This is a genomic window from Candidatus Dadabacteria bacterium, from assembly GCA_009840385.1.
Lineage (GTDB): Bacteria > Desulfobacterota_D > UBA1144 > Nemesobacterales > Nemesobacteraceae > Nemesobacter > Nemesobacter australis.
Window position 1 is genome coordinate 404,111 of record VXNX01000013.1, and the last position, 18,939, is coordinate 423,049.

General features: G+C 51.6%; 18 protein-coding genes. 8 read left to right on the forward strand and 10 right to left on the reverse strand.

The genetic code is table 11. The annotated features are described in order from the left end of the window. Positions 1-198 precede the first annotated feature (198 nt). The gene (gene miaB, locus F4X55_06355; protein ID MYC40609.1) at positions 199-1,509 is read left to right on the forward strand and encodes a tRNA (N6-isopentenyl adenosine(37)-C2)-methylthiotransferase MiaB; all 1,311 of its coding nucleotides are present in this window, start codon (positions 199-201) and stop codon (positions 1,507-1,509) included. Between the two features lie 17 nt (positions 1,510-1,526). Further along, the gene (locus F4X55_06360; GenBank protein ID MYC40610.1) at positions 1,527-2,003 is read left to right on the forward strand and encodes a bifunctional nuclease family protein; all 477 of its coding nucleotides are present in this window, start codon (positions 1,527-1,529) and stop codon (positions 2,001-2,003) included. Here F4X55_06360 and F4X55_06365 read toward each other — a convergent pair whose 3' ends face one another. The 5 genes from F4X55_06365 to F4X55_06385 all read right to left on the reverse strand — a co-directional run bounded on the left by F4X55_06365 (position 2,004) and on the right by F4X55_06385 (position 6,059). Continuing rightward, a complete protein-coding gene (locus F4X55_06365; GenBank protein ID MYC40611.1) occupies positions 2,004-2,234 on the reverse strand; it encodes a hypothetical protein in 231 nt (76 codons plus the stop codon). A gap of 36 nt (positions 2,235-2,270) precedes the next feature. Beyond that, the gene (locus F4X55_06370; protein MYC40612.1) at positions 2,271-3,596 is read right to left on the reverse strand and encodes an ammonium transporter; all 1,326 of its coding nucleotides are present in this window, start codon (positions 3,594-3,596) and stop codon (positions 2,271-2,273) included. Between the two features lie 74 nt (positions 3,597-3,670). Further along, entirely contained in the window at positions 3,671-4,462 is a 792-nt protein-coding gene (locus tag F4X55_06375; protein MYC40613.1) for an aldo/keto reductase, read from the reverse strand. Between the two features lie 206 nt (positions 4,463-4,668). Then, positions 4,669-5,187: a hypothetical protein gene (locus tag F4X55_06380; protein MYC40614.1), complete on the reverse strand. Its 519-nt coding sequence runs from the start codon at positions 5,185-5,187 to the stop codon at positions 4,669-4,671. 98 nt (positions 5,188-5,285) lie between these two features. Further along, positions 5,286-6,059 carry a DUF1949 domain-containing protein gene (locus F4X55_06385; protein MYC40615.1) on the reverse strand — a complete coding sequence of 258 codons (774 nt, stop codon included), beginning with the start codon at positions 6,057-6,059 and terminating at the stop codon, positions 5,286-5,288. 62 nt (positions 6,060-6,121) lie between these two features. On the opposite strand from F4X55_06385, the gene F4X55_06390 reads away from it, so the two are divergent. Both F4X55_06390 and F4X55_06395 read left to right on the forward strand, forming a co-directional pair. Next, entirely contained in the window at positions 6,122-7,837 is a 1,716-nt protein-coding gene (locus F4X55_06390; GenBank protein ID MYC40616.1) for an ABC transporter ATP-binding protein, read from the forward strand. Between the two features lie 8 nt (positions 7,838-7,845). Then, positions 7,846-9,879 carry an ABC transporter ATP-binding protein gene (locus tag F4X55_06395; protein ID MYC40617.1) on the forward strand — a complete coding sequence of 678 codons (2,034 nt, stop codon included), beginning with the start codon at positions 7,846-7,848 and terminating at the stop codon, positions 9,877-9,879. 14 nt (positions 9,880-9,893) lie between these two features. Here the strand turns inward: F4X55_06395 and F4X55_06400 are convergent, their stop codons facing one another. Together F4X55_06400 and F4X55_06405 are read right to left on the reverse strand one after the other, a co-directional pair. Beyond that, positions 9,894-10,655, reverse strand: a complete 762-nt coding sequence (locus F4X55_06400; GenBank protein ID MYC40618.1) for a sulfite exporter TauE/SafE family protein — start codon at positions 10,653-10,655, stop codon at positions 9,894-9,896. A gap of 34 nt (positions 10,656-10,689) precedes the next feature. Next, positions 10,690-11,058: a GFA family protein gene (locus tag F4X55_06405; GenBank protein ID MYC40619.1), complete on the reverse strand. Its 369-nt coding sequence runs from the start codon at positions 11,056-11,058 to the stop codon at positions 10,690-10,692. A 134-nt stretch (positions 11,059-11,192) separates the two neighbouring features. On the opposite strand from F4X55_06405, the gene F4X55_06410 reads away from it, so the two are divergent. Both F4X55_06410 and F4X55_06415 read left to right on the forward strand, forming a co-directional pair. After that, complete coding sequence (locus F4X55_06410; GenBank protein MYC40620.1) at positions 11,193-12,089, forward strand: carbon-nitrogen hydrolase; 897 nt, start codon at positions 11,193-11,195, stop codon at positions 12,087-12,089. A gap of 2 nt (positions 12,090-12,091) precedes the next feature. Beyond that, the gene (locus F4X55_06415) at positions 12,092-13,147 is read left to right on the forward strand and encodes an agmatine deiminase family protein (GenBank protein ID MYC40621.1); all 1,056 of its coding nucleotides are present in this window, start codon (positions 12,092-12,094) and stop codon (positions 13,145-13,147) included. 30 nt (positions 13,148-13,177) lie between these two features. Here F4X55_06415 and F4X55_06420 read toward each other — a convergent pair whose 3' ends face one another. Together F4X55_06420 and F4X55_06425 are read right to left on the reverse strand one after the other, a co-directional pair. Then, positions 13,178-13,594 carry a methylated-DNA--[protein]-cysteine S-methyltransferase gene (locus F4X55_06420; protein MYC40622.1) on the reverse strand — a complete coding sequence of 139 codons (417 nt, stop codon included), beginning with the start codon at positions 13,592-13,594 and terminating at the stop codon, positions 13,178-13,180. 214 nt (positions 13,595-13,808) lie between these two features. After that, positions 13,809-15,026, reverse strand: a complete 1,218-nt coding sequence (locus tag F4X55_06425) for an acyl-CoA dehydrogenase (GenBank protein MYC40623.1) — start codon at positions 15,024-15,026, stop codon at positions 13,809-13,811. 204 nt (positions 15,027-15,230) lie between these two features. Between F4X55_06425 and F4X55_06430 the strand changes: the two genes are divergently transcribed. Further along, a complete protein-coding gene (locus F4X55_06430; protein MYC40624.1) occupies positions 15,231-16,199 on the forward strand; it encodes an LLM class flavin-dependent oxidoreductase in 969 nt (322 codons plus the stop codon). A 63-nt stretch (positions 16,200-16,262) separates the two neighbouring features. Then, the gene (locus tag F4X55_06435; protein ID MYC40625.1) at positions 16,263-17,108 is read left to right on the forward strand and encodes an addiction module toxin RelE; all 846 of its coding nucleotides are present in this window, start codon (positions 16,263-16,265) and stop codon (positions 17,106-17,108) included. 6 nt (positions 17,109-17,114) lie between these two features. On the opposite strand, the gene F4X55_06440 is transcribed toward F4X55_06435, so the two are convergent. Next, positions 17,115-18,911, reverse strand: coding sequence for a M3 family oligoendopeptidase (locus F4X55_06440; GenBank protein ID MYC40626.1), 1,797 nt, complete (start codon positions 18,909-18,911; stop codon positions 17,115-17,117). Positions 18,912-18,939: the final 28 nt, after the last annotated feature.

Below are 18,939 nucleotides of genomic sequence, written 5' to 3' on the forward strand. Positions count from 1 at the left end.
CCTTTTCATCTGCAAGTACCGTTTTCCTGATATTGATGTAGTTGAGAAAATGGTTTTGCCATTTGATCCTTTTCGTTATACCCGCAACAGGCAGGGTTAAAAACAATCGAGGCTGACGCCGCTGGAATTTCCTTTCAGAAAAGCTCATCTCGCCTTTCTTGATACTTATATTCCCATGCGTTAGGATTTCCCTTAACCATGAAGACCGATACCCTTTACCTTGAAACCTACGGTTGCCAGATGAACGAGTATGACTCGGACAGGATACAGAACGCCCTCGGCGCCAGCATCACCAGCAACCCCAAGGAAGCCGATATAGTGATTGTAAACACCTGCGCCATAAGGGAAAAGGCTGACCAGAAGGCGCTCAGCAGCCTGGGACGGTTCAAGCACTTAAAGGCGAAGAACCCGGAGCTTATAGTCGGGGTATCGGGATGCGTGGCGCAGCTCTACGGGGAGGAACTCATCCGCAGGATGCCGCATCTTGATTTCGTGCTCGGGCCCCGCGCGATCCCGGGACTCCCGCGGCTCATAGAAGAAATAAGAGAGAAAAAATCAAGGCCCGTCGAAACATCTTTCGACGTGGAAGAGCCCTTCGATGTACTTCCCTACCACCAGGAGGGAAAACCCACCGCGTTTCTGTCCATACAGCAGGGATGCAACAAGAAATGCGCTTACTGCATAGTGCCTACGGTAAGGGGCTCTGAGGTAAACAGGCCGGTTGAGGACATAACCTCAGAAGCGCATTACCTTATCGAAAAAGGCGTAAGGGAGATAACCCTGATAGGACAAACGGTCAACTCCTGGAAACTGGAGGGGCTTAAGTTCGGGGACCTGCTCCGGGCCCTTGGGGAACTCGACGGTCTTGAGAGAATAAGGTTCACGACTTCCTATCCAAGAGACATAACGAAAAAGATGGTGGAAGCGATGGCGGATGTGCCCAAGGTATGCCGCCACATTCATCTGCCCGTGCAGTCGGGCTCCGACAAGGTGCTTAGACTTATGAACAGGACATATACCAGGGGCTGGTATCTGGACTCGGTTAACAGGCTCCGCGACGCCATGCCGGACATAGCCATATCTTCTGATATAATAGTAGGGTTCCCCGGGGAGACCGAAGATGACTTCGAGCAGACGATGAGCCTTGTCGGGGAAGTGGGTTTTGACAGTTCCTTCTCGTTTAAATACTCGCCGCGCCCGGGAACTGTTGGTGAGGAGCTTTGGAGATCGGACGAAAGGGTTGGAGACTCGACGGCGGGCGGGCGGCTCGCGCGCCTTCAGGAGTATCAGAGGGAAATCACTCTTGCCAAAAACATGGAGAGGGTAGGAAAATCAGAACGGGTGCTGGTTGAGGAGGAGAGCAGAAACGACTCCTCGTGGCTTTCCGGGAGAACCGAGCATAACAGGATAGTCAATTTCCCTGGAGGAAAAGAGCTTATCGGAGAAATGGTGGACGTGAGGATAACCGAAGGACTTGCGAATTCGCTTAGAGGACAATATCTGAATTAAAACAGGGAGGAGAGAAAATGTTTCTTGAGATGAAAGTTTCCTGCATAGTTGCCGACCCGTTTACCGACATGCCCGTCGTTATCCTAAACGACGAGGAGGGAGAAAAAAGTCTTCCGCTCTGGGTAGGATTCGAGGAAGCAAGCGCTATAGCCATGGAGATCAAAAAAACCCCAAGACCGAGGCCTCTCACCCACGATCTTCTGAAAAACGTAATCGCCGCCACGGGCTACGAGGTCAGCGAAATAGAGATTACGGAACTTCGGGAAAATACCTTTTACGCGCGTCTTCGCATCAAAAAAGACGGAGAGGAACTCCTTGTGGACTCCCGTCCGAGCGATGCCATAGCCATAGCGCTCAGGACGGGGTGCCGCATCATGGTTGACGAAGAGGTGATAAAAGCGTCCCTGAGCGTAAAGGTCGGGGACAAGGGCCAGAGCGCGGGCGACATCCTAGAAGACATGCCGGATGAGGATTTCGGCAAGTACAAGATGTGATCAGCGGTTGCGGAGCATATACTCCTCGAGGAATTTTCCGTCTCCCTCAATCACGTCGAAAATCTCCCCGCAACGGTCACACTCTATGTTGATCCGCTTCGCCGGGTAGCTTATCCCGCAACTCATAACGAACCAGCCGAAAAGAGAGTACCTCTGCTTCGGAACCACCCACGGGTCCCCAACGGAGTACCCGCAGGCACAGACCACAGTTTCCCGTGCAGGAGGGCTCATACATAAACCATGCGGGTGCAGACCTCCGCTCCCACTCTAGATGCCGTGGTAACCCTCTTCTCCATGATCCGTTATGTCAAGACCCTGGCGCTCTTCGTCCTCATCGACCCTGAGCCCTACGAGCATGTCAACAACTTTGAGCACGATATAGCTCACTATGGCGGTGTAGACGACCGCGAATATGCCCCCGTAGATCTGCACGCCGAGCTGCGCGCCTATGTCCAGGTCTGCAATCGACCCGCCGTAAGAGGTTGAGGCGAAAATCGCAACCAGTATGATTCCCACAAGGCCTCCGACTCCGTGGACTCCCACGACGTCAAGTGCGTCGTCATAACTGAACCGAAACTTTATATAAGTAGCCGCTATGTAAGCCAGTATGGAAGATGCAGCCCCTATGACTATGGCTCCAAGCGGTCCCACTGTGCCCGAGGCGGGAGTTATGGCGGCAAGACCCGCGATGGCCCCCGTTACGAAACCCAAGGCGCTAGGCTTGCCCGATCTTACGCTTTCCAGGAATATCCAGGTGAGGGCGGCAACGCACGGAGAAATCTGGGTCACGACAACCGCCATGGCTGCCTGTCCCCCCGACGCGAGAGCGCTTCCACCATTGAACCCGAACCACCCGACCCAGAGCATCGCGGTACCGATCATCGTAAGAGTGAGGTTGTGCGGGGGCGCAAGCTGGTTGGGGTAGCCTCTTCTAGCGCCGATCACTATCGCCGCCACCAGAGCCGCGGTACCCGCCGTGATGTGAACTACTATTCCTCCGGCAAAGTCGATCACTCCCTTGTCTCCAAGGAAGGAACCTTCCCCTCCCCAGACCATGTGCGCGATCGGGAAGTAACAGAATATCACCCACAGTCCGGTAAACAGAAGCATCGCCGAGAACTTCATTCTCTCCGCAAACGACCCGATTATAAGTGCCGGAGTGATAATCGCGAAGGTAAGCTGAAAGGCGAAGAACAGAACTTCGGGGATTGTTCCCGAAAGAGTGTCAACACCCACTCCGTTTAGAAAGGCCTTTGAGAAACCTCCCACAAAGGCGTTCATCCCGACCTCTCCTGCTACCATGCCGGTGGTGTCAAAAGCCATGCTGTAACCGAAAATGGTCCATATAACCGTTACGACCGCAGTAATAGAAAAACACTGCATAAGCACAGAAAGAACGTTCTTCTTGCCGACAAGGCCCCCGTAGAAAAGCGCAAGTCCGGGAATCGTCATGAAAAGAACAAGCGCGGTTGAAGTCAGTATCCAAGCGGTATCGCCCGTATCAAGTTCACTCGCCGAAGCGGGATCGGTGAAAGCAAGAAAAGCAAAACCAAAAAAGAAAACCAAAAGTGAAAGCGTTTTTTTGAAACTCATCGCACACTCTCCTCCTCTTATTCCATGTTCAATTCCCTAAGTATATCACATAATTGGGGCCCGAAAACACGACCTCAAAAAGCGTCATCCAGTCTGCTAAGCTGCTCAGGGGAAAGTCTCCACCCCGAAGCCCCGCAGTTCTCAACGGTTCTTGCGACCGAATCCGCCTTCGGAATCACGATGACGTTCTCCTGGCAAACGCACCAGTTAAGTGCAACCTGAGCTTCTGTCTTTCCCGTCTCGACCGCTATCTGAGACAAAACTCCTAAAATTCCTCCCCGGCGGGTTCGGCAGAGCCTTCCTGCGTCAAGCGGGGTATAGGCCATCACGGTTATGTCGTTATTCTGGCAGTAGGGAAGCAACTCTTTTTCTATATCTCTTGATCTAAGATTATAGAGCACCTGGTTTGATACTATCGGATAATTCGGAAAACAGTGCTGCGCCTCGCGCATCTGTCTCACGGAGAAATTGCTCACCCCCACGTAACTCACGCATCCGCGGTCAACCAGCTTCTCAAGCGCTCTCATCGTCGCGTCTATAGGATAGGCGGGATTCGGCCAGTGTATCTGGTAAAGATCTATGCAGTCCGTGCGAAGCTTCTCGAGACTCGCCTCGCAGGATCTCAGCACGCTGTCATGGGCGAGATTCCTTCCCGAAACCTTGGTAGCTATGATGACTTCGTCTCTGAAAGGCAATACGGCCTCGCCAACTATGTCCTCTGTGTAATACCCCTCGGCGGTATCTATGAGCGAGGCCCCCAGTTCGATCCCGGCTCTTAGAGGCTCGACCCCTCCCTTGTAGTTCCACGTGCCGAGCCCGATCTCGGGAACGAAAACTTCCGTTTTTCCAAGTCTCTTGAGGTTCATCTCATTCAGTTCTTGCAACCTGATGGGACGCGCCGCGAATCTACTCGTCCGAGTGGATGAGTTTGTAGATTGCCGCAGCGAAAAAGCCTCTGATGGAGTTCGCACACAGGTAAATTCATGAAGACCCTGAGATTCCCATTATGATTATTCCCACAGGCACCGCAGAATTAAAAAGTCCCTATGAACTCGACGAAATATTTATTCATTCAAAACCCTTCGCGAATTCTGTTTCCATAACTATTTAGGTGAAAGACCTCGTCGGGGCTTTTCCTCGATTTCCCAGTGGCGACCCGTCTTTTGTCAAAGTACCCGAACGGAAGTACCGTCAGGACGTCAAGCTCATTCGGCACTCCCAGGTAGCTTTTAAGCTCCTCTTTCTCTATTCTTCCTATCCAGCAGGATCCGATCCCGTGGCTCCACGCCACAAGAACCATGTTCTGAGCTGCTCTGGTGCCGTCGATCTGGTGCCACTTGCTTCGGGGGTCCACCAGAAGCACTACCGCGAAAGCCACCTGCACTATGAAACTGCCACTGGTGCAGTATTTTCCCATTTCCCGGAGCATCGCCCGGTCATTTATTAGCACAAACTCCCACGGCTGATTGTTGTGGGCACTTGGCGAGAGCCTGCCCGCCTCTATGACTTCCATTATGATTTCGTCCGGGACTTCCCCATCGGTGTAGCTTCTTACGGAACTAAGGGATCTTACGCACTCATAAACGTTCATAACTACCTCCAAGGCTTATTAAAAGTTAGTATACCGGCTTTGACCGCACGTAAGAACGGGCAAAAGCTCAAGGAAATTCCTGAGAGGCAACACCGTTTCTATGTCCAAACAAATTTGGATTTCCCTCTGGTCAAAGAAGCGATTCTCTCTTCAAGGTTCTCGGCGACGTTAAACGGCGCTGCGAAACTGAAACGTACGTCTTCGGCGCGCTCGACGCTCGTTATCGTAACCCCCGATTTTTCAAACAGAACCCGTATGGAATTCTCATGAGCGTATGAAAACACCAGATATCCGTTACGCACCGGAACGTGTTCCTTTATCTCAAGTTCCCCGAGGGCAGTTCGCAGACAGTCCGTGTATGCTCTCAGGAGCCCACCGGGGCCGAGCTTTATCCCTCCGAAATACCGGCTTACAACCGCCACTACCTCCCCTATGCCGCTGTGTTCCAAAAGAGTAAACATGGGCCGTCCTGCGGTTCCCGAGACCTCTCCGTCGTCGCCAAAACCTATATCGGTCCCGCCCGGAGCGCAGGCCACAAACGCGTAGCAGTTATGGCTCGCCGCGGGGTGAAGGTCCCTTACGCTTTCTATGAAATCTTCGGCGTCCCGTCTTGTGGCTGCCCTGCCGACGGCAGCCACAAACCTGCTTTTCTTTATAACCAGTTCAGCAGTAGAGGCTCCCACGGGAACCTTGTAGGAAATATCTTCCACGCTCTTTGCCTCCGCCGGAGAAAAATACCCTATCAACCGCCACGCGGGCAAAATCCGTTGCCGGTCGCAGCGGATTACCCTCTGGGGGTTTTTCACTGTATAATGATTCGCGGCGGGATTTACCGCGCGGTGCGCGGCTCCCAGAATTTGCTTTTTATCCAAAAGGACTGAGGCTCGGCAGCCGCCTAGCTTTTCAGTCCCGTAAAATATTTACTCGTATACAGTTGGTCAAAAAAACAAGCATCTCCTCCCTCATTCTGCGCTACAGGTACTCATTTCTAACGGGTATCGCCTCCCTCACTATGGTGGATCTGGCCCAGCTTTCGGTTCCCATAGTAATCCAGTGGATAATAGACGAACTCACCCTGCAAAGCGCGAATTTTTCCCTCATAACCAAGTACTCACTCTACATACTCGGCCTTGGGTTGTTCATGGCGTTTTTCCGCCTCGGCTGGCGGTATTTCATAATGGGCGGCGCGAGGAAAATAGAGTATTCGCTCAGAAACGATTTCTTCAAGCATCTCCAGAAGCTTAACTTTGATTTTTTCTCGGGAAGAAAGGTCGGCGATCTGATGGCGCACACGGTAAACGACATAGAGACTCTCAAGTTCTCCTGCGGCCTCGGACTGCTCATAGCGTACGACGGAATATTCCTGTTTTTCTTCATCTTCGGCGCAATGATTTACATTTCTCCGGAGATGGCCTTCTACGCGTTTTTGCCGTTTCCCGCACTTGCCGTCTTTGTATACAAGTTCGGAAACATGATAGAGAGAAGGTTCCAGCGGTCCCAGGATTCTTTCTCGGAACTCACCGAAAGCGCGAGGAAGCCAGTCTCGGGAATCAAGGTGGTAAAGGCGTTCGGGCTTGAACAGGCCGAGGGACGGGATTTTGACCGCGCAAGCGCAGATTACCTTGAAAAGAACGTACACCTCGTGAAGATCCGGGCGGCCTTCCAGCCGTTTATATATTTCGTACCCTCACTAGCAATGGCCCTGTTTCTCTTCTTCGGCGGAAAGGGCGCGATCGGCACCGAAATAACCCTAGGGGAGTTCACCGCCATACTCGTCTACCTAATGATGCTCGCTTGGCCCATGATGGCAATGGGATGGGCAATTGATCTTTTAAAAAGGGGAAACGCTTCGATAAACCGACTAAACGACATTTTCGCAGTTGAGTCAAAAAACGCGGCTCAGGAAGGGGAGAAGGATTACGAACTCAAGGGAGACATAAGATTCTCCGGGGTTTCCTTCTCCTACGACTCCACCCCGGCTCTGCGCAATGTTGATCTCCATATGCCCCGAGGAACAACTCTGGGAATAACGGGACTTGTGGGCTCCGGGAAGACCACGCTGATGAAGCTGCTCATGAAAATCCACGAACCCGACTCGGGCGCAATAACGATCGACGGGATCGATATAAGGGAGATATCGAGAAAAAGCCTCCAGGATACCATCGTCTACGTGCCGCAGGAAATAACCGTGTTCAGCGGAACGGTTTATGACAACATCACTTTCATAAACCCGAACATAACACGCGAGCAGGTAGAGCAGGCTGCCAAAACGGCGGGGATATACGAACAGATAATGGAGTTTCAGCAAGGATTTGATACCGTGGTGGGAGAACGGGGACTCAGTCTATCGGGAGGGCAGAGACAACGCTTGGCTATAGCGAGAGCCCTGGTGCTCAAGCCCGAGGTCCTGATACTCGATGACGTGCTTTCGTCTCTTGATCCACAGACGGAGAACACCGTGATAACAAACGTGATAGGGGCAATGCGCGGGCGCACCGTGGTGATAATCTCAAACAGGATATCCTCCGTAACGGGGCTCTCGCGGATCGCGGTAATGAAAGACGGACAGATAATCGAAAGCGGGGGACGGAGAGACCTCGTGGAGCGACGCGGAGTTTACTACGCGCTTGAAAAACTGCAGTCGGCTTAGGCAAAACAATGAGCGACTTGGAGAGAAACAGAAAATCAACCTACGATCTTAAGATACTGAGGTGGATTCTGGGATTTTTGGGAAAGTACCGCGGTTACTTCGCCCTGTCCCTTCTTCTGATGATCGCTACCGCAGCGCTTGAAATCACGGTTCCCTACCTAATCAAAGTCGCGGTCGACGACTATATCTATCCCACCTGGAGCAAAGCGGAGGGAGGAGGAGAAACGGAGCGTATGCTCTCGGGACTCGAGGGGAAGTCCGTACTCGCCCTTGTGGACGGAGAATTCCTGGTTGATTTCTCAAAGCTCTCCTCCTCAGAGAAAGACAGAATCGAGCGCTCGGGCGTTGAGTTCTCCGAGACAAAATACATCGTGGTCAACCCCGGGGAATTCGAGGGAGACGAAAAACAGGAGGTTCTGGGAATAATAGCCCGAAACGCCTCCCTGTTCGAGAGGACCGAAGGAGTCGCGTTTCTGCCTCATTCAGACCTTGACTCACTCAGCAAAGAGGAGGTATCGCTTCTCCGCTCAAAACAAACTAAAAGGCTCGGGACCCTAGCTCTCTACGTGGTTTTGTCCGTGATCGGAATTTTTGTCTTCACCTCGGCTTTTACCTACATTCTTCACTACTCGGGCCAGAAAATAATGCACGACATGCGAAACCATACTCTCTCCCACATACTCTCCCTTCCCCAGCAGTATTTCGACCAAAACCCCGTGGGCAGGATAACCACCCGGGTCACAAACGACGTAAACGCCATAAACGAGATGTACACCTCCGTTCTCATACATTTCATAAAGGACATCATAATCATAATTGGCACCTTAGTGATCATGTTCAGGATGAATGTCGGACTCACGCTTATAATCGTCGGGCTTACCGTGTTTCTGACTTTCACGGTTTCCATTTTCCGAATGAAGCTTCGACTGGTGTACAGGGAAATTCGAAGGACCATAGCCAAGCTAAACGCCTTCGTCGCTGAAAGCATGAGGGGAATTGTACTCCTTAAGCTTTACGGGAAAGAGGAGAGGAACTTCGAGAAATTCTGGGAGGTAAACAGGGAGAACTACAGGGCAAACATACGGCAATTGTGGGTCTACGTGATTTTCCGTCCCTCCATAGAGTACGTGGGCATAGCCGCGACCGGAATAATTCTCTGGTACGGGGCGATCAGGGTGATGAACCTTGACCTTTCCCTGGGCGCGCTGCTCGCGTTTCTCTACTACGTAAGGATGATATTCAAACCCATACAGGAGCTCTCGGAAAAATTCAACGTCTTCCAGTCCGCAGTGGCCGCCTCGGAGAATCTCTACGACACTTTGGCTGAAAAACCGGAGGCAACCGGGTCTATGGTACCTGCGACAACCGAGGGTACGCTTGAGTTCCGGGGCGTATGGTTTTCGTACAACGAGCGGGAGTGGGTGCTTAAGGACGCATCCTTTGCAATAGGACCGGGGCAAAGCGCTGCTTTGGTGGGAATCACCGGAGCGGGAAAAACGACCATCGTTAACCTGATCCTTAAATTCTACAAGCCCCAGAGAGGGGAAATCCTGTTTAACGGCGTGAACGTAGAAGAGCTGTCAAACGAGTACCTGCGCTCTAACGTAACCGCCATTTTCCAGGATCTGTTTCTGTTCGAAAAGGACGTCTCGGACGAAAGAGACGAGCGGGATGGCCCGGCTCCCGAGACCCAAAGGCTATCTTCCGGACAGACCCAGGCCCGCTCGATTGAAAAAGCGGTCAGGAAAAATTCAAAGCTCCTTATAATGGACGAGGCCACATCCCACCTGGACGCAGAAACGGAGGAAAGGATACAGGGAATTATAAGGAAAAATGCGGGCGCCCAGACAAGGCTTATCATAACCCACAAGCTCTCGACCCTGAAAAACGTGGATAACGTAATAGTCATCCACAAAGGGGTGGTGGTGGAGCAGGGAACTCACGAGAAGCTCCTGGAAAACGAAAGCATTTACTACACGCTCTATGAGTTTCTAAGAAAAACCGCCGCAGATCCGGATCCGCTCCCAAGTGCCAGCACATGACATCCGACTAAGGCCTAAAACACTCCGAGAAGCTTAAAAGCCATCAATCCGACGGCAATGACAAGCGCCACCCTTATGTATTTTTCGCCCCCTCTTACGGAAAACGTGGCGCCGAACCATCCTCCGATCGAGTTCCCCGCGGCGAGACAGATTCCTATAAACCAGCTTATGTTCCCGCTTAGAAAAAATATGATGATCACGGGAATTGTGTAAAGAAGGACCACGATCACCTTGTGCGCGTTCACCCTAGCAAGGGATGCTCCCATAAGATGGTAGAGAGCCGCCATTATGAAAAGCCCCACGCCGACCTGGATAAAACCGCCGTAGAACCCTATCAGCACAAGCGCCGGGTAGAGAATCCACCCCCGTCCCGATCCGTTGCGCCCGCCGAGCAGGTTTCTGAAAGAATCCACATTGAGGAAAAAGGAGACGCAGACGAAAATAAGCACTACGGCCAGGATCTTCTCGAAAAGCTCATCCCCAACCCGCACCGCCGCAAACGCTCCCACCAGGACGCCCGGGAGAGTAAAAGCCGCGAGTTTGATGCCGGTTTTTACATCAGCGATGCCCTCTTTTCTGAAGGAAAGAGTCGCGAAGAAATTCTGAAACAGGATCGCCACCCTGTTTGTTCCGTTTGCGACAGTGGGATCGATTCCAAGAAATATGAGCACGGGAAGCACTATGCTGCTTCCACCGCCCGCCATCACGTTTATTACTCCTGCCAGAACACCTGTGAAAAAGAGCAGAATTAGAGAAAGAAGATCGTATTCGTACATGTTGCCCAGCTACCTGATCAGTATAATCGCTCGGTCAGAGCTCCGGAAGGTCGTAGTAATCGCCAGCGTCCTCGGTGTAGATATTGCGCTCGATTGTGAGCCCAGTCGCGCCGTCGAGGGTACCGGCGGCAATCGAGACGCGATCCTCGCCCGTCGGTTCCCAGAACAGGTTGCCGCCGCAACGCCCACAGAACCCGCGCCTGGCTAAATCAGAAGACTTGAACCAGACCAGGGTCTCGTCAGACTCGAAAACGAGGTTGGCACGGGGTACCGAGGTCATGGCCGTATGATGACCGGATGTCTTGCGGCACTGCGTGCAGTGGCAGGCGATCACTGAGCGCAGGGGACCGGTAGCCTTGTATCTGACGCCGCCGCAGAGGCAGCCGCCTGTGTGGATATCCATCACGTCGCCCTCCTGATCCTATTTCCTTCATAACATAATTAGAAAATCGGCTTTTACAAAATAAGTCGAAAAGTCGCATGTAGAAGCTGCTTCATCTTCTTTTATTCTCCGTCTTCGGGGGTTATCGTATTCGCATGAGCGCTTTTAAAGTCGCCCTTGTTCAGACCCGGGTGCATAAAGACAGAGAAGAAAACCTAAAAAAAGCCATATTAAACGTAGAAAAGGCTTCTGCCCTCGGAGCAGATATAGTCTGTCTTCCGGAACTTTTTCTTACTAGGTATTTCTGTCAGTCAGAGGACACAAGCTGTTTTGACCTCGCCGAGCCCATCCCTGGTCCTGCCACAAACAGATTCTGCGGGGAGGCAAAAAAAAGAAGGGTTTTCATCGTATGCCCGCTTTTCGAGAAAAGGGCTTCTGGCGTATATCACAACTCTCTTGTACTTATCAGCCCTGAAGGTGAGATACGCGGCATTTACAGAAAGATGCATATACCGGATGACCTAGGCTATTTCGAGAAGTTCTACTTTGCTCCAGGAGACACGGGGTTTTCCTGCTTTGAAACCGGCTTTGCAAAAATAGGAACGCTTATCTGCTGGGACCAGTGGTATCCCGAAGCGGCGCGCATAACCTCGCTCAAAGGAGCGGACATGATTTTTTATCCGACCGCCATAGGATGGCGCACGGACGAGGACGAGCGTTCGAAAAATACCCAGCTTGAAGCTTGGAAAACCGCCCAGCGTGCCCACGCTATCTCAAACGGAATTTACGTCGCGGCCGTTAACAGGGTGGGGTTCGAGGAACTGGGAAAAACAGGCGAAGGAATAGATTTCTGGGGAAGTTCCTTTGTATGTGACCCGGAAGGGGTAGTGATTTCCGAGGCATCGGGCGAAAAAGAGGAAATCATCCTGGCTGACATAGATCTTCGAAAGCTTGAGGAAACCAGAAGAAACTGGCCTTTTCTCCGGGATCGAAGAATTGACGCCTACTCGGAGCTTCAGCAAAGGTTTATTGATAATGATTCCGGGACCTGAAATTGAGTGACTCGCACGCGGTTCGCTACAGACTTCCAGCTGAATGGGAGCCTCACGGCGCCACATGGCTCGTGTGGCCGCAGAACACAAGGGACTGGCCGGGAAAATTCCAGAAGATAAAATTTGTTTACCGCAAGATCGTAAGCCACCTTTTAGAATCGGAGAAAGTAAGAATAATCGTCAATCCCGGAGAAACCCGGAAGCACGTTAAGAGTTTTCTCAAAAAAGAATCAGTTGACCTTGCCAACGTAGAGTTTTACGAGTGCCCGACCAACAGGTCCTGGATACGGGACTCAGGACCTTTTTTCGTAAGGGAAGATTCCGCAGAGCCAAGCATTCTGGATTTCAGGTTTAACGGATGGGCAAAATACCACGACTGGGAAAACGACGACCTGGTCCCGGGATTCATCGCCGAAACCCTCGGTATTGACCTGTTAAGTCCAAACCGCCTCGGAAAGAAAATCGTTCTTGAGGGCGGAAGCATTGATGTAAACGGAAAAGGTTCTCTCATCACGACAGAGCAGTGCCTTTTAAGCTTGGATAAACAGGCAAGAAACCCTTCCTTCGAGAAAAAAGACTACGAGGAGATATTTTCCGAGTACCTAGGCGCAACGAATGTTCTTTGGCTGAGCGAAGGAATTGAAGGGGATGACACAAACGGTCATGTCGACGATATATGCCGGTTTATCGACCCCTCGACCGTTGTTTTATCTCTAGAGGACAGTCCCGAAGATCCGAACTGCTCACCGCTTCGCGAAAACCTCGAGATACTCCAAGACCTTAGACTCGAGGACGGGGGGAAAATCGAGGTCGTGCCTCTTCCGATGCCCTCCCCTCTTTTTTTTGACGGCGAGAGGCTTCCGGCGACTTACGCCAATTTCTATATCTCAAACGAAAAGGTTCTAGTTCCCACCTATAACGACCCGAAGGACCGTGAGGCACTCGGCATACTGTCGGAGCTTTTTCCCGCAAAGCGTGTCGTGGGAATAGACTGTGTTGATCTTGCGTGGGGATTCGGAGCTATTCACTGCATGACAAAAGAAGAGCCTGTCCGCTAACTCTGAAGACTCGAATCAAATCCGTCGTCCCTAGACTGTGCTCACGCCCTCGTATTCAAGAATCGCCCTTTTTATGTCCAGACCCCAGCGGTAACCGTGAAGGTCCCCCGTTTTGCCTATGACGCGGTGGCACGGCACCAGGTAAGCAACCGGGTTTCCAGCCACAGCGTTCGAAACGGCTCTTACGGCTGCCGGCTTTCCGATCGACCTCGCGAGATCTGAATAGGACAGGGTTTCTCCCTCTTTGACTTCCAGCAGTTTTTCCCAGACCCTGAGCTGAAACTGCGTCCCAAGAAGCAGTATAGTAGGTGGCCGTCTTTCCGGAGAGAAAAGCACTTCCCGCAATGCCTCGGCCGTCTTCCCTTCATCTCTACAGTTCTTCGGGTTCTGCCATGTCTTCTTGAACTTTTCCATATGGGTCTGCGGGTCGGAGCGGAAAAAACTCATATGACATATACCTTCTTCGCAAACTCCGACAAGGCATTTTCCAAACGGGGTGCCATGAACTCCGAAGACAAGGCGAATCTCAGCCCTGACTCTCTTCTTTTTCTGAGAGGAAACCTCTTTTGCATTAACCAGAATATTCCGCCATAGGAGGCTCTTGGAATTTTTCAAGACACTTTTGTTGTGGTTATCAGTATTTATCAGCCTCAAGACAGAACTACCTCCTTCCGAAAATAGATCTCGCTATTATCATCTTGTGTATCTCGTTTGTACCCTCGTATATCTCCCCGACCTTCGAATCCCTGTAAATCTCTTCAACCTTGTAGGTGGAGGAGTCGTGGGCGAGTTCCACCATGAGCCCGAGGCCTCCAAATATCTGAACCGCGTCACGGGCCATGGTAACGCTTATTTCCGAGCCGTAGTACTTGGCGGCGGATGTCTCGAATGTTGGGAAAGGATCCCCCTTGTCAAGGCAGAGCGCGGCTTTCAGATACAAGTTTCTCGCGTTTTCTATCTCCACCGCCCTTTGCGCCAGCAGAAACTGCCAGTATTGAAAATCCGCTATCTTCTTTCCAAAAACCTCCCTTTGGTTCATGAACTCTATGCACTCATCAAACGCCGACTGAGCCATCCCCACTCCGCTTGCCCCGATCCCGGTCCTTCCGTAAAGAAGAGAGTTGACCGCCACTCGGAGGCCGTCTCCTTCCTTCCCTATGAGATTTTCCCGGGGCACCTCCACATCCTCAAGATATATGTCGTAGGTAAGCTCCCCCCTGTTTCCGAGTTTTTTATCCGGAGCGCTCACGGAACAACCCGGCGAATCAAGATCGACCACTATCATTATGGATTTGTCTCCTCCCACGCTTGCGAGCAGGGTAACGAAATCCGCCACTCCGGCGTTTGTTATGTAGCGCTTGCGGCCATTTATAATGTATTTTTTGCCCTTTTTCCTGGCTTTCGTTACGAGAGACTCGGTCCTTACGTCAGAACCTGACTGGGGCTCGGTCATCGCAAACGATGCCACGGAAGTTCCGTCGAGGGCAGGAGCGAGATATTTTTCCTTTATGTGGGGGGAGCCCATGGCTAAGGTCTTTCCCGAGAGCAGAAAGTGGGCATTTATCGTTCCCGCCACGCTAGCGCTTATGTAGGCCAGTTCCTCGGCCATGACCGCAGCTCCGCATGCGGGGTAGGAGAGGCCAAGTCCCCCGTCTTCCTTTGAAAACGGAATCCGGAAAAACCCTTCGGCCGCCATTTTCCTGAAAAGCCTGCGGGGAAAGTTCCTGTTTCTCTCTTTTTTCTCTCCTATATCCCGGGCCAGTGGAAAAACCTCTTTTTCCGCAAAGGCCCTCACCTTCTGTCTAATCTCCCTCGTCTCCTCGGGAAAAAGGTGCTCCTTGTAAAGCTTGGTCTGCATTCTTGAGGGTAACTTGCGCATTGTGCTAACTCCCGAAAAGATCGTGTTTTCAGAAAGACATCTCGGCAGATATCCTGTAAACAGTCTAACCAACTATCGGAGGAAGGTTAAAGCCGTCCCCAAGAGGCTAGCGCCCCGGAGGTGCAGGCAGGAACCGCGCCTTCTCACGGTCTTAAAATTCAAGTAAAATGAACCCGAGCAAACCCACGCGGAAGGAGGAAGCAATTGTCTTCGACGGGGATCGTCGTGCCCTACTGGGCGGACGTAAAAAAAGATGATCTTACCTATTTTTCGAAACTGGCCGAGAACCTAGGATATCATTCGATCTGGGTTCCCGAGATGTGGGGGCGTGACGCGTTCTCCCTTATATCCCACATGGCTTCGGTCACGGAGAAAATCAAACTGGCCACGGGAATCATCTCAGTCTACAGCAGAAGCCCAGCGCTTATCGCTCAGAGCGCCGCAACTATGGATGAGTATTGCGGGGGAAGACTGATTCTCGGCTTGGGAATAAGCAGTGTTTACCTGAATGAATACTGGCACGGCACAAAATTCGAGAGACCTATCCGCCGAACGCTTGAATGCGTCGAGATAATAAGAACGATAATCGCGGGAAAAAGGGTTAACTACGACGGGGAGATCTTCAGGCTCAGAAACTTCAGGCTTCTTTTCGAACCGCTTCGAAGCGAGATTCCTATATACATAGCGTCCATGGGACCGAAGAACATCGAGCTTACCTCCCGTGTCGCAGACGGCTGGATTCCCTATCTCTGCCCCGTGAGTCTCATAAACGAGAGGAAGAAAGTACTCGCTTCCGGCGAAAGAGAAATAACGGTAGCTCCGTTTTTACCGGCAATGGTTTCCGATGACCGAAGCGAATCAAGGGAAATCGTAAGAGAGTTCGTGGCTCTCTACGTATGCTCCATGGGAGATTACTACCACAAGCTTGTGAGCAGCTACGGATTCGGAGAGGAAGCGGACAGGGCAAAAAAACTCTGGCGCGATAACAGAGCAAAAGCAATAAAAAGCATAAGCGACGAACTGATTGACCTTGTTTCCGTGAGCGGATCCCCGGATGAGGGAAGAGAGAGCCTCAGGGCGTTCGCCGAGAACTCCGATCTTCCTATTTTAATGTTTCCCTACAACGCCTCGAAGGAGCAGATGGTCTTTGCCATGAAGGCGCTTGCGCCTTGAGGGAATAATTCGACTAAGGGTCAGGTCTTGAAATAATTTTCCGTCTTTGTTATAATTTACCGTATGGCAAGACCCTTAAGACCGGAATACCCAGGAGCGATCTATTACGTCTCCTCCGTAGGAAACAGGGGGCAGAGCGTCTTTCAGAACTCGGCCGACGGCAACGCGTGGATAGAAATTCTTGAGGGAGTATGCGGAAGGTTCGGCTGTCGCTGCTTCGGCTACTGCCTTATGTCCGACGGATACCATCTCGTCATTGAAACCCCGAAGCCTAACCTCTCAAAAGCCGTAAGACAGTTAAACGGAGTTTACACCCAGCGCTCAAACAGGCTGCACGACACAGACGGCCATGTTTTCCGGGGAAGGTATAAATCCATAGTCGTTGAAAAGGAGAGATACCTTCTGCCGCTTATGACCCACATTTTTCTCCTGCCGCTTCGAGCCGGCTTCGTAAAACATCCGAACCAGTTTAAATGGAGCAGCTGCAGGTATCTCTACAGAAAAGATGAAGCGCCTGAATATATCGACCTTGAATGGTTCTCCGAGGGCTTCTCCTCGGACACAGACAGTTTTGATGAATTTTGGGAGGAGAACCGTTCTCGCGACGTGATCTCGGAGACTCGAAAGCAGATATATCTCGGCGATGACAAATTCATAGAGCTTGTGCAGAAAAAAACCAAGAAAGGACCCCACTCAAAAGATATTCCCAGGTATCAGGTCACAAAACCCGCATCAAGCGTCTTAAACGGTCTCGAGCGAAGCGGGCATTCAAGGGACGAGGCCATAGCAAAGACCTATCTAACCGGGGACTACACGCTAAGGGAGGTCGCAGACGCAGTCTCCGTTCACTACTCGGTTGTAAGCAAAATCGTAAGCGAGTACGAAAAAAGCTCCACCCGCCCGCAGTAAAAACTCTCATCCAAGTCCCGAGAGTTCCTCGACCTCGTCCACCATCGCGCCTATTACGTTAAGTCCTGACTGCCAGAAATCGGGGTTGTTTATATCCACTCCTACCCCCGAGAGAAGCTGTGCCGGAGAAGCGCTTCCCCCAGAGCGGAGAAGCCGCATGTAATCGGGAACGAAAGATCTTCCCCGCTCCAGAAACATTCCGTAGAGAGCGAGGGTAAGCAGTTCGCCGAAGGAGTACGCATAGCAGTAAAATGGGGAGTGTATGAAATGGGGGATGTAGAGCCACCAGTAAGAGTAGTTTTCGGTGAGGGTGACAGAATCTCCGAACATCTGCCGGTTGGCCTCAATCCAAAGCTCGTTTATCCTCGGGGTCGCAAGCTCCCCTTTCTCTCTTCTTTCGCGGTGCAAGTTCTGCTCGAATCTTGTAAGCACCGCTTGTCTGAAAACCGTGGCCATTATGTCCTCAAGTTTCTCCGCTACCAGAATCAGCCTGCCTTCCCTCTCCGTCTCCACCTCTTTTAACCGATGAAACACGAGCATCTCAGCAAAAACGCTCGCGGTCTCGGCAGTGGTAAGAGGTGTGTGGGCCTGGAGATATCCTTGGCGCCTCGAGAGATACTGGTGCACTCCGTGACCGAGTTCATGGGCCAAGACCATCACGTCCCTGGGTTTTCCGGTGTAGTTTGTAAAGACGTAGGGATGCACGCTGGGAACCGTTCCGTGACTGAAGGCACCTCCTCTTTTTCCGTCCCGAAGTTCGGCATCTATCCAGTTTTTCTCGAAAAACAAAGATGCAGTCTTTTTCATCTTGGAAGAAAACTCTCCGAACGAAGAAAGTACGATCTCCTTTGCCTTCTCCCACGGCACCTGTTCCCTCTCTGAGCCCAGTGGAGCGTAGCGATCGTAGTCGTAGAACCTGCGGTATCCGAGAAGTTCTCTTTTAAGGCTGTAATAGCGCCTTACGAATCCAAAACTCTGCTCGCACGATTCAAGAAGCGTGTTCACAGCCCCGTGGGATATCTCGTTGCTGAGATGCCGCGCCGACATGGGATCTTCGTAGCTCCTAAGCCTGTCGTTTATCGAGTGGTCGTTTACAAGCGTGTTGAATATATAGGTAAGCACGTGCGAGTTTTCCTTAAGTCCTCTGGTAAGACCGGACCAGGCCGTCTTTCTCTTCTTTCTGTCCGGATCGTAGAGAAGGGAAAGAGTCCGGGACTGGTTCAGCCTCTCGACCTTGCCCGAAAGCCTCACACGAAACTGGATATTGTTCACCACCTCATCAAAAAGCCTTGAAAACGCCTTCTGTCCAGTGTTTGATTTTTCCTGAAGTATTTTTTCCTCGGGTTCCGAGAGGGTGTGGTCTCTGTACTGTCTTTCCTGCTCAAGGAAATGTCTGTATCCCGAAAGTTTCGGGTTATTCAGTAGTTTCTTCGCCCTTTTCTTGGGAACTGAAACCCACTCTACGTAAAAGAAGATAAGCTTTCTCTGAACTTCAGTCGCCTTCTGCTGCATTGACGAGCGAAAGGCACCGGTTTCGGGGTTCCGAGTGTCGGTAGCGAAAAGAAGGTAGGCAAAGGAAAGTATTTTTCCGATTCCCTCCGATAAGTGCTCAAGCTCCCTTACCGCTTCCGCGAGTTTCCCCGCAGTAAGCGAAGAAGACTTTATCTTGCCCCTGTACTTTTCCTCAAACCTGTCGGCACGCGCCGATATTCTCTCGAAATCCTTCTCCAAGCGGGGATCAGAAATTCCTTCGTAAAGGTCTCCAAGATCCCACCTTACGTCTTCTGCTTTCGCCATGTCCATCTTTCTAACCCTTTGTCGGGAGCAAAAA

What these genes read in the sequence shown, in the direction of transcription:
- miaB (MYC40609.1), top strand. Translation starts at nt 199, where the DNA reads ATGAAGACCGATACCCTTTACCTTGAAACCTACGGTTGCCAGATGAAC.
- F4X55_06360 (MYC40610.1), top strand. Translation starts at nt 1,527, where the DNA reads ATGTTTCTTGAGATGAAAGTTTCCTGCATAGTTGCCGACCCGTTTACC.
- F4X55_06365 (MYC40611.1), bottom strand. Translation starts at nt 2,234, where the DNA reads ATGAGCCCTCCTGCACGGGAAACTGTGGTCTGTGCCTGCGGGTACTCC.
- F4X55_06370 (MYC40612.1), bottom strand. Translation starts at nt 3,596, where the DNA reads ATGAGTTTCAAAAAAACGCTTTCACTTTTGGTTTTCTTTTTTGGTTTT.
- F4X55_06375 (MYC40613.1), bottom strand. Translation starts at nt 4,462, where the DNA reads ATGAACCTCAAGAGACTTGGAAAAACGGAAGTTTTCGTTCCCGAGATC.
- F4X55_06380 (MYC40614.1), bottom strand. Translation starts at nt 5,187, where the DNA reads ATGAACGTTTATGAGTGCGTAAGATCCCTTAGTTCCGTAAGAAGCTAC.
- F4X55_06395 (MYC40617.1), top strand. Translation starts at nt 7,846, where the DNA reads ATGAGCGACTTGGAGAGAAACAGAAAATCAACCTACGATCTTAAGATA.
- F4X55_06400 (MYC40618.1), bottom strand. Translation starts at nt 10,655, where the DNA reads ATGTACGAATACGATCTTCTTTCTCTAATTCTGCTCTTTTTCACAGGT.
- F4X55_06405 (MYC40619.1), bottom strand. Translation starts at nt 11,058, where the DNA reads ATGGATATCCACACAGGCGGCTGCCTCTGCGGCGGCGTCAGATACAAG.
- F4X55_06410 (MYC40620.1), top strand. Translation starts at nt 11,193, where the DNA reads ATGAGCGCTTTTAAAGTCGCCCTTGTTCAGACCCGGGTGCATAAAGAC.
- F4X55_06420 (MYC40622.1), bottom strand. Translation starts at nt 13,594, where the DNA reads ATGAGTTTTTTCCGCTCCGACCCGCAGACCCATATGGAAAAGTTCAAG.
- F4X55_06425 (MYC40623.1), bottom strand. Translation starts at nt 15,026, where the DNA reads ATGCGCAAGTTACCCTCAAGAATGCAGACCAAGCTTTACAAGGAGCAC.
- F4X55_06435 (MYC40625.1), top strand. Translation starts at nt 16,263, where the DNA reads ATGGCAAGACCCTTAAGACCGGAATACCCAGGAGCGATCTATTACGTC.
- F4X55_06440 (MYC40626.1), bottom strand. Translation starts at nt 18,911, where the DNA reads ATGGACATGGCGAAAGCAGAAGACGTAAGGTGGGATCTTGGAGACCTT.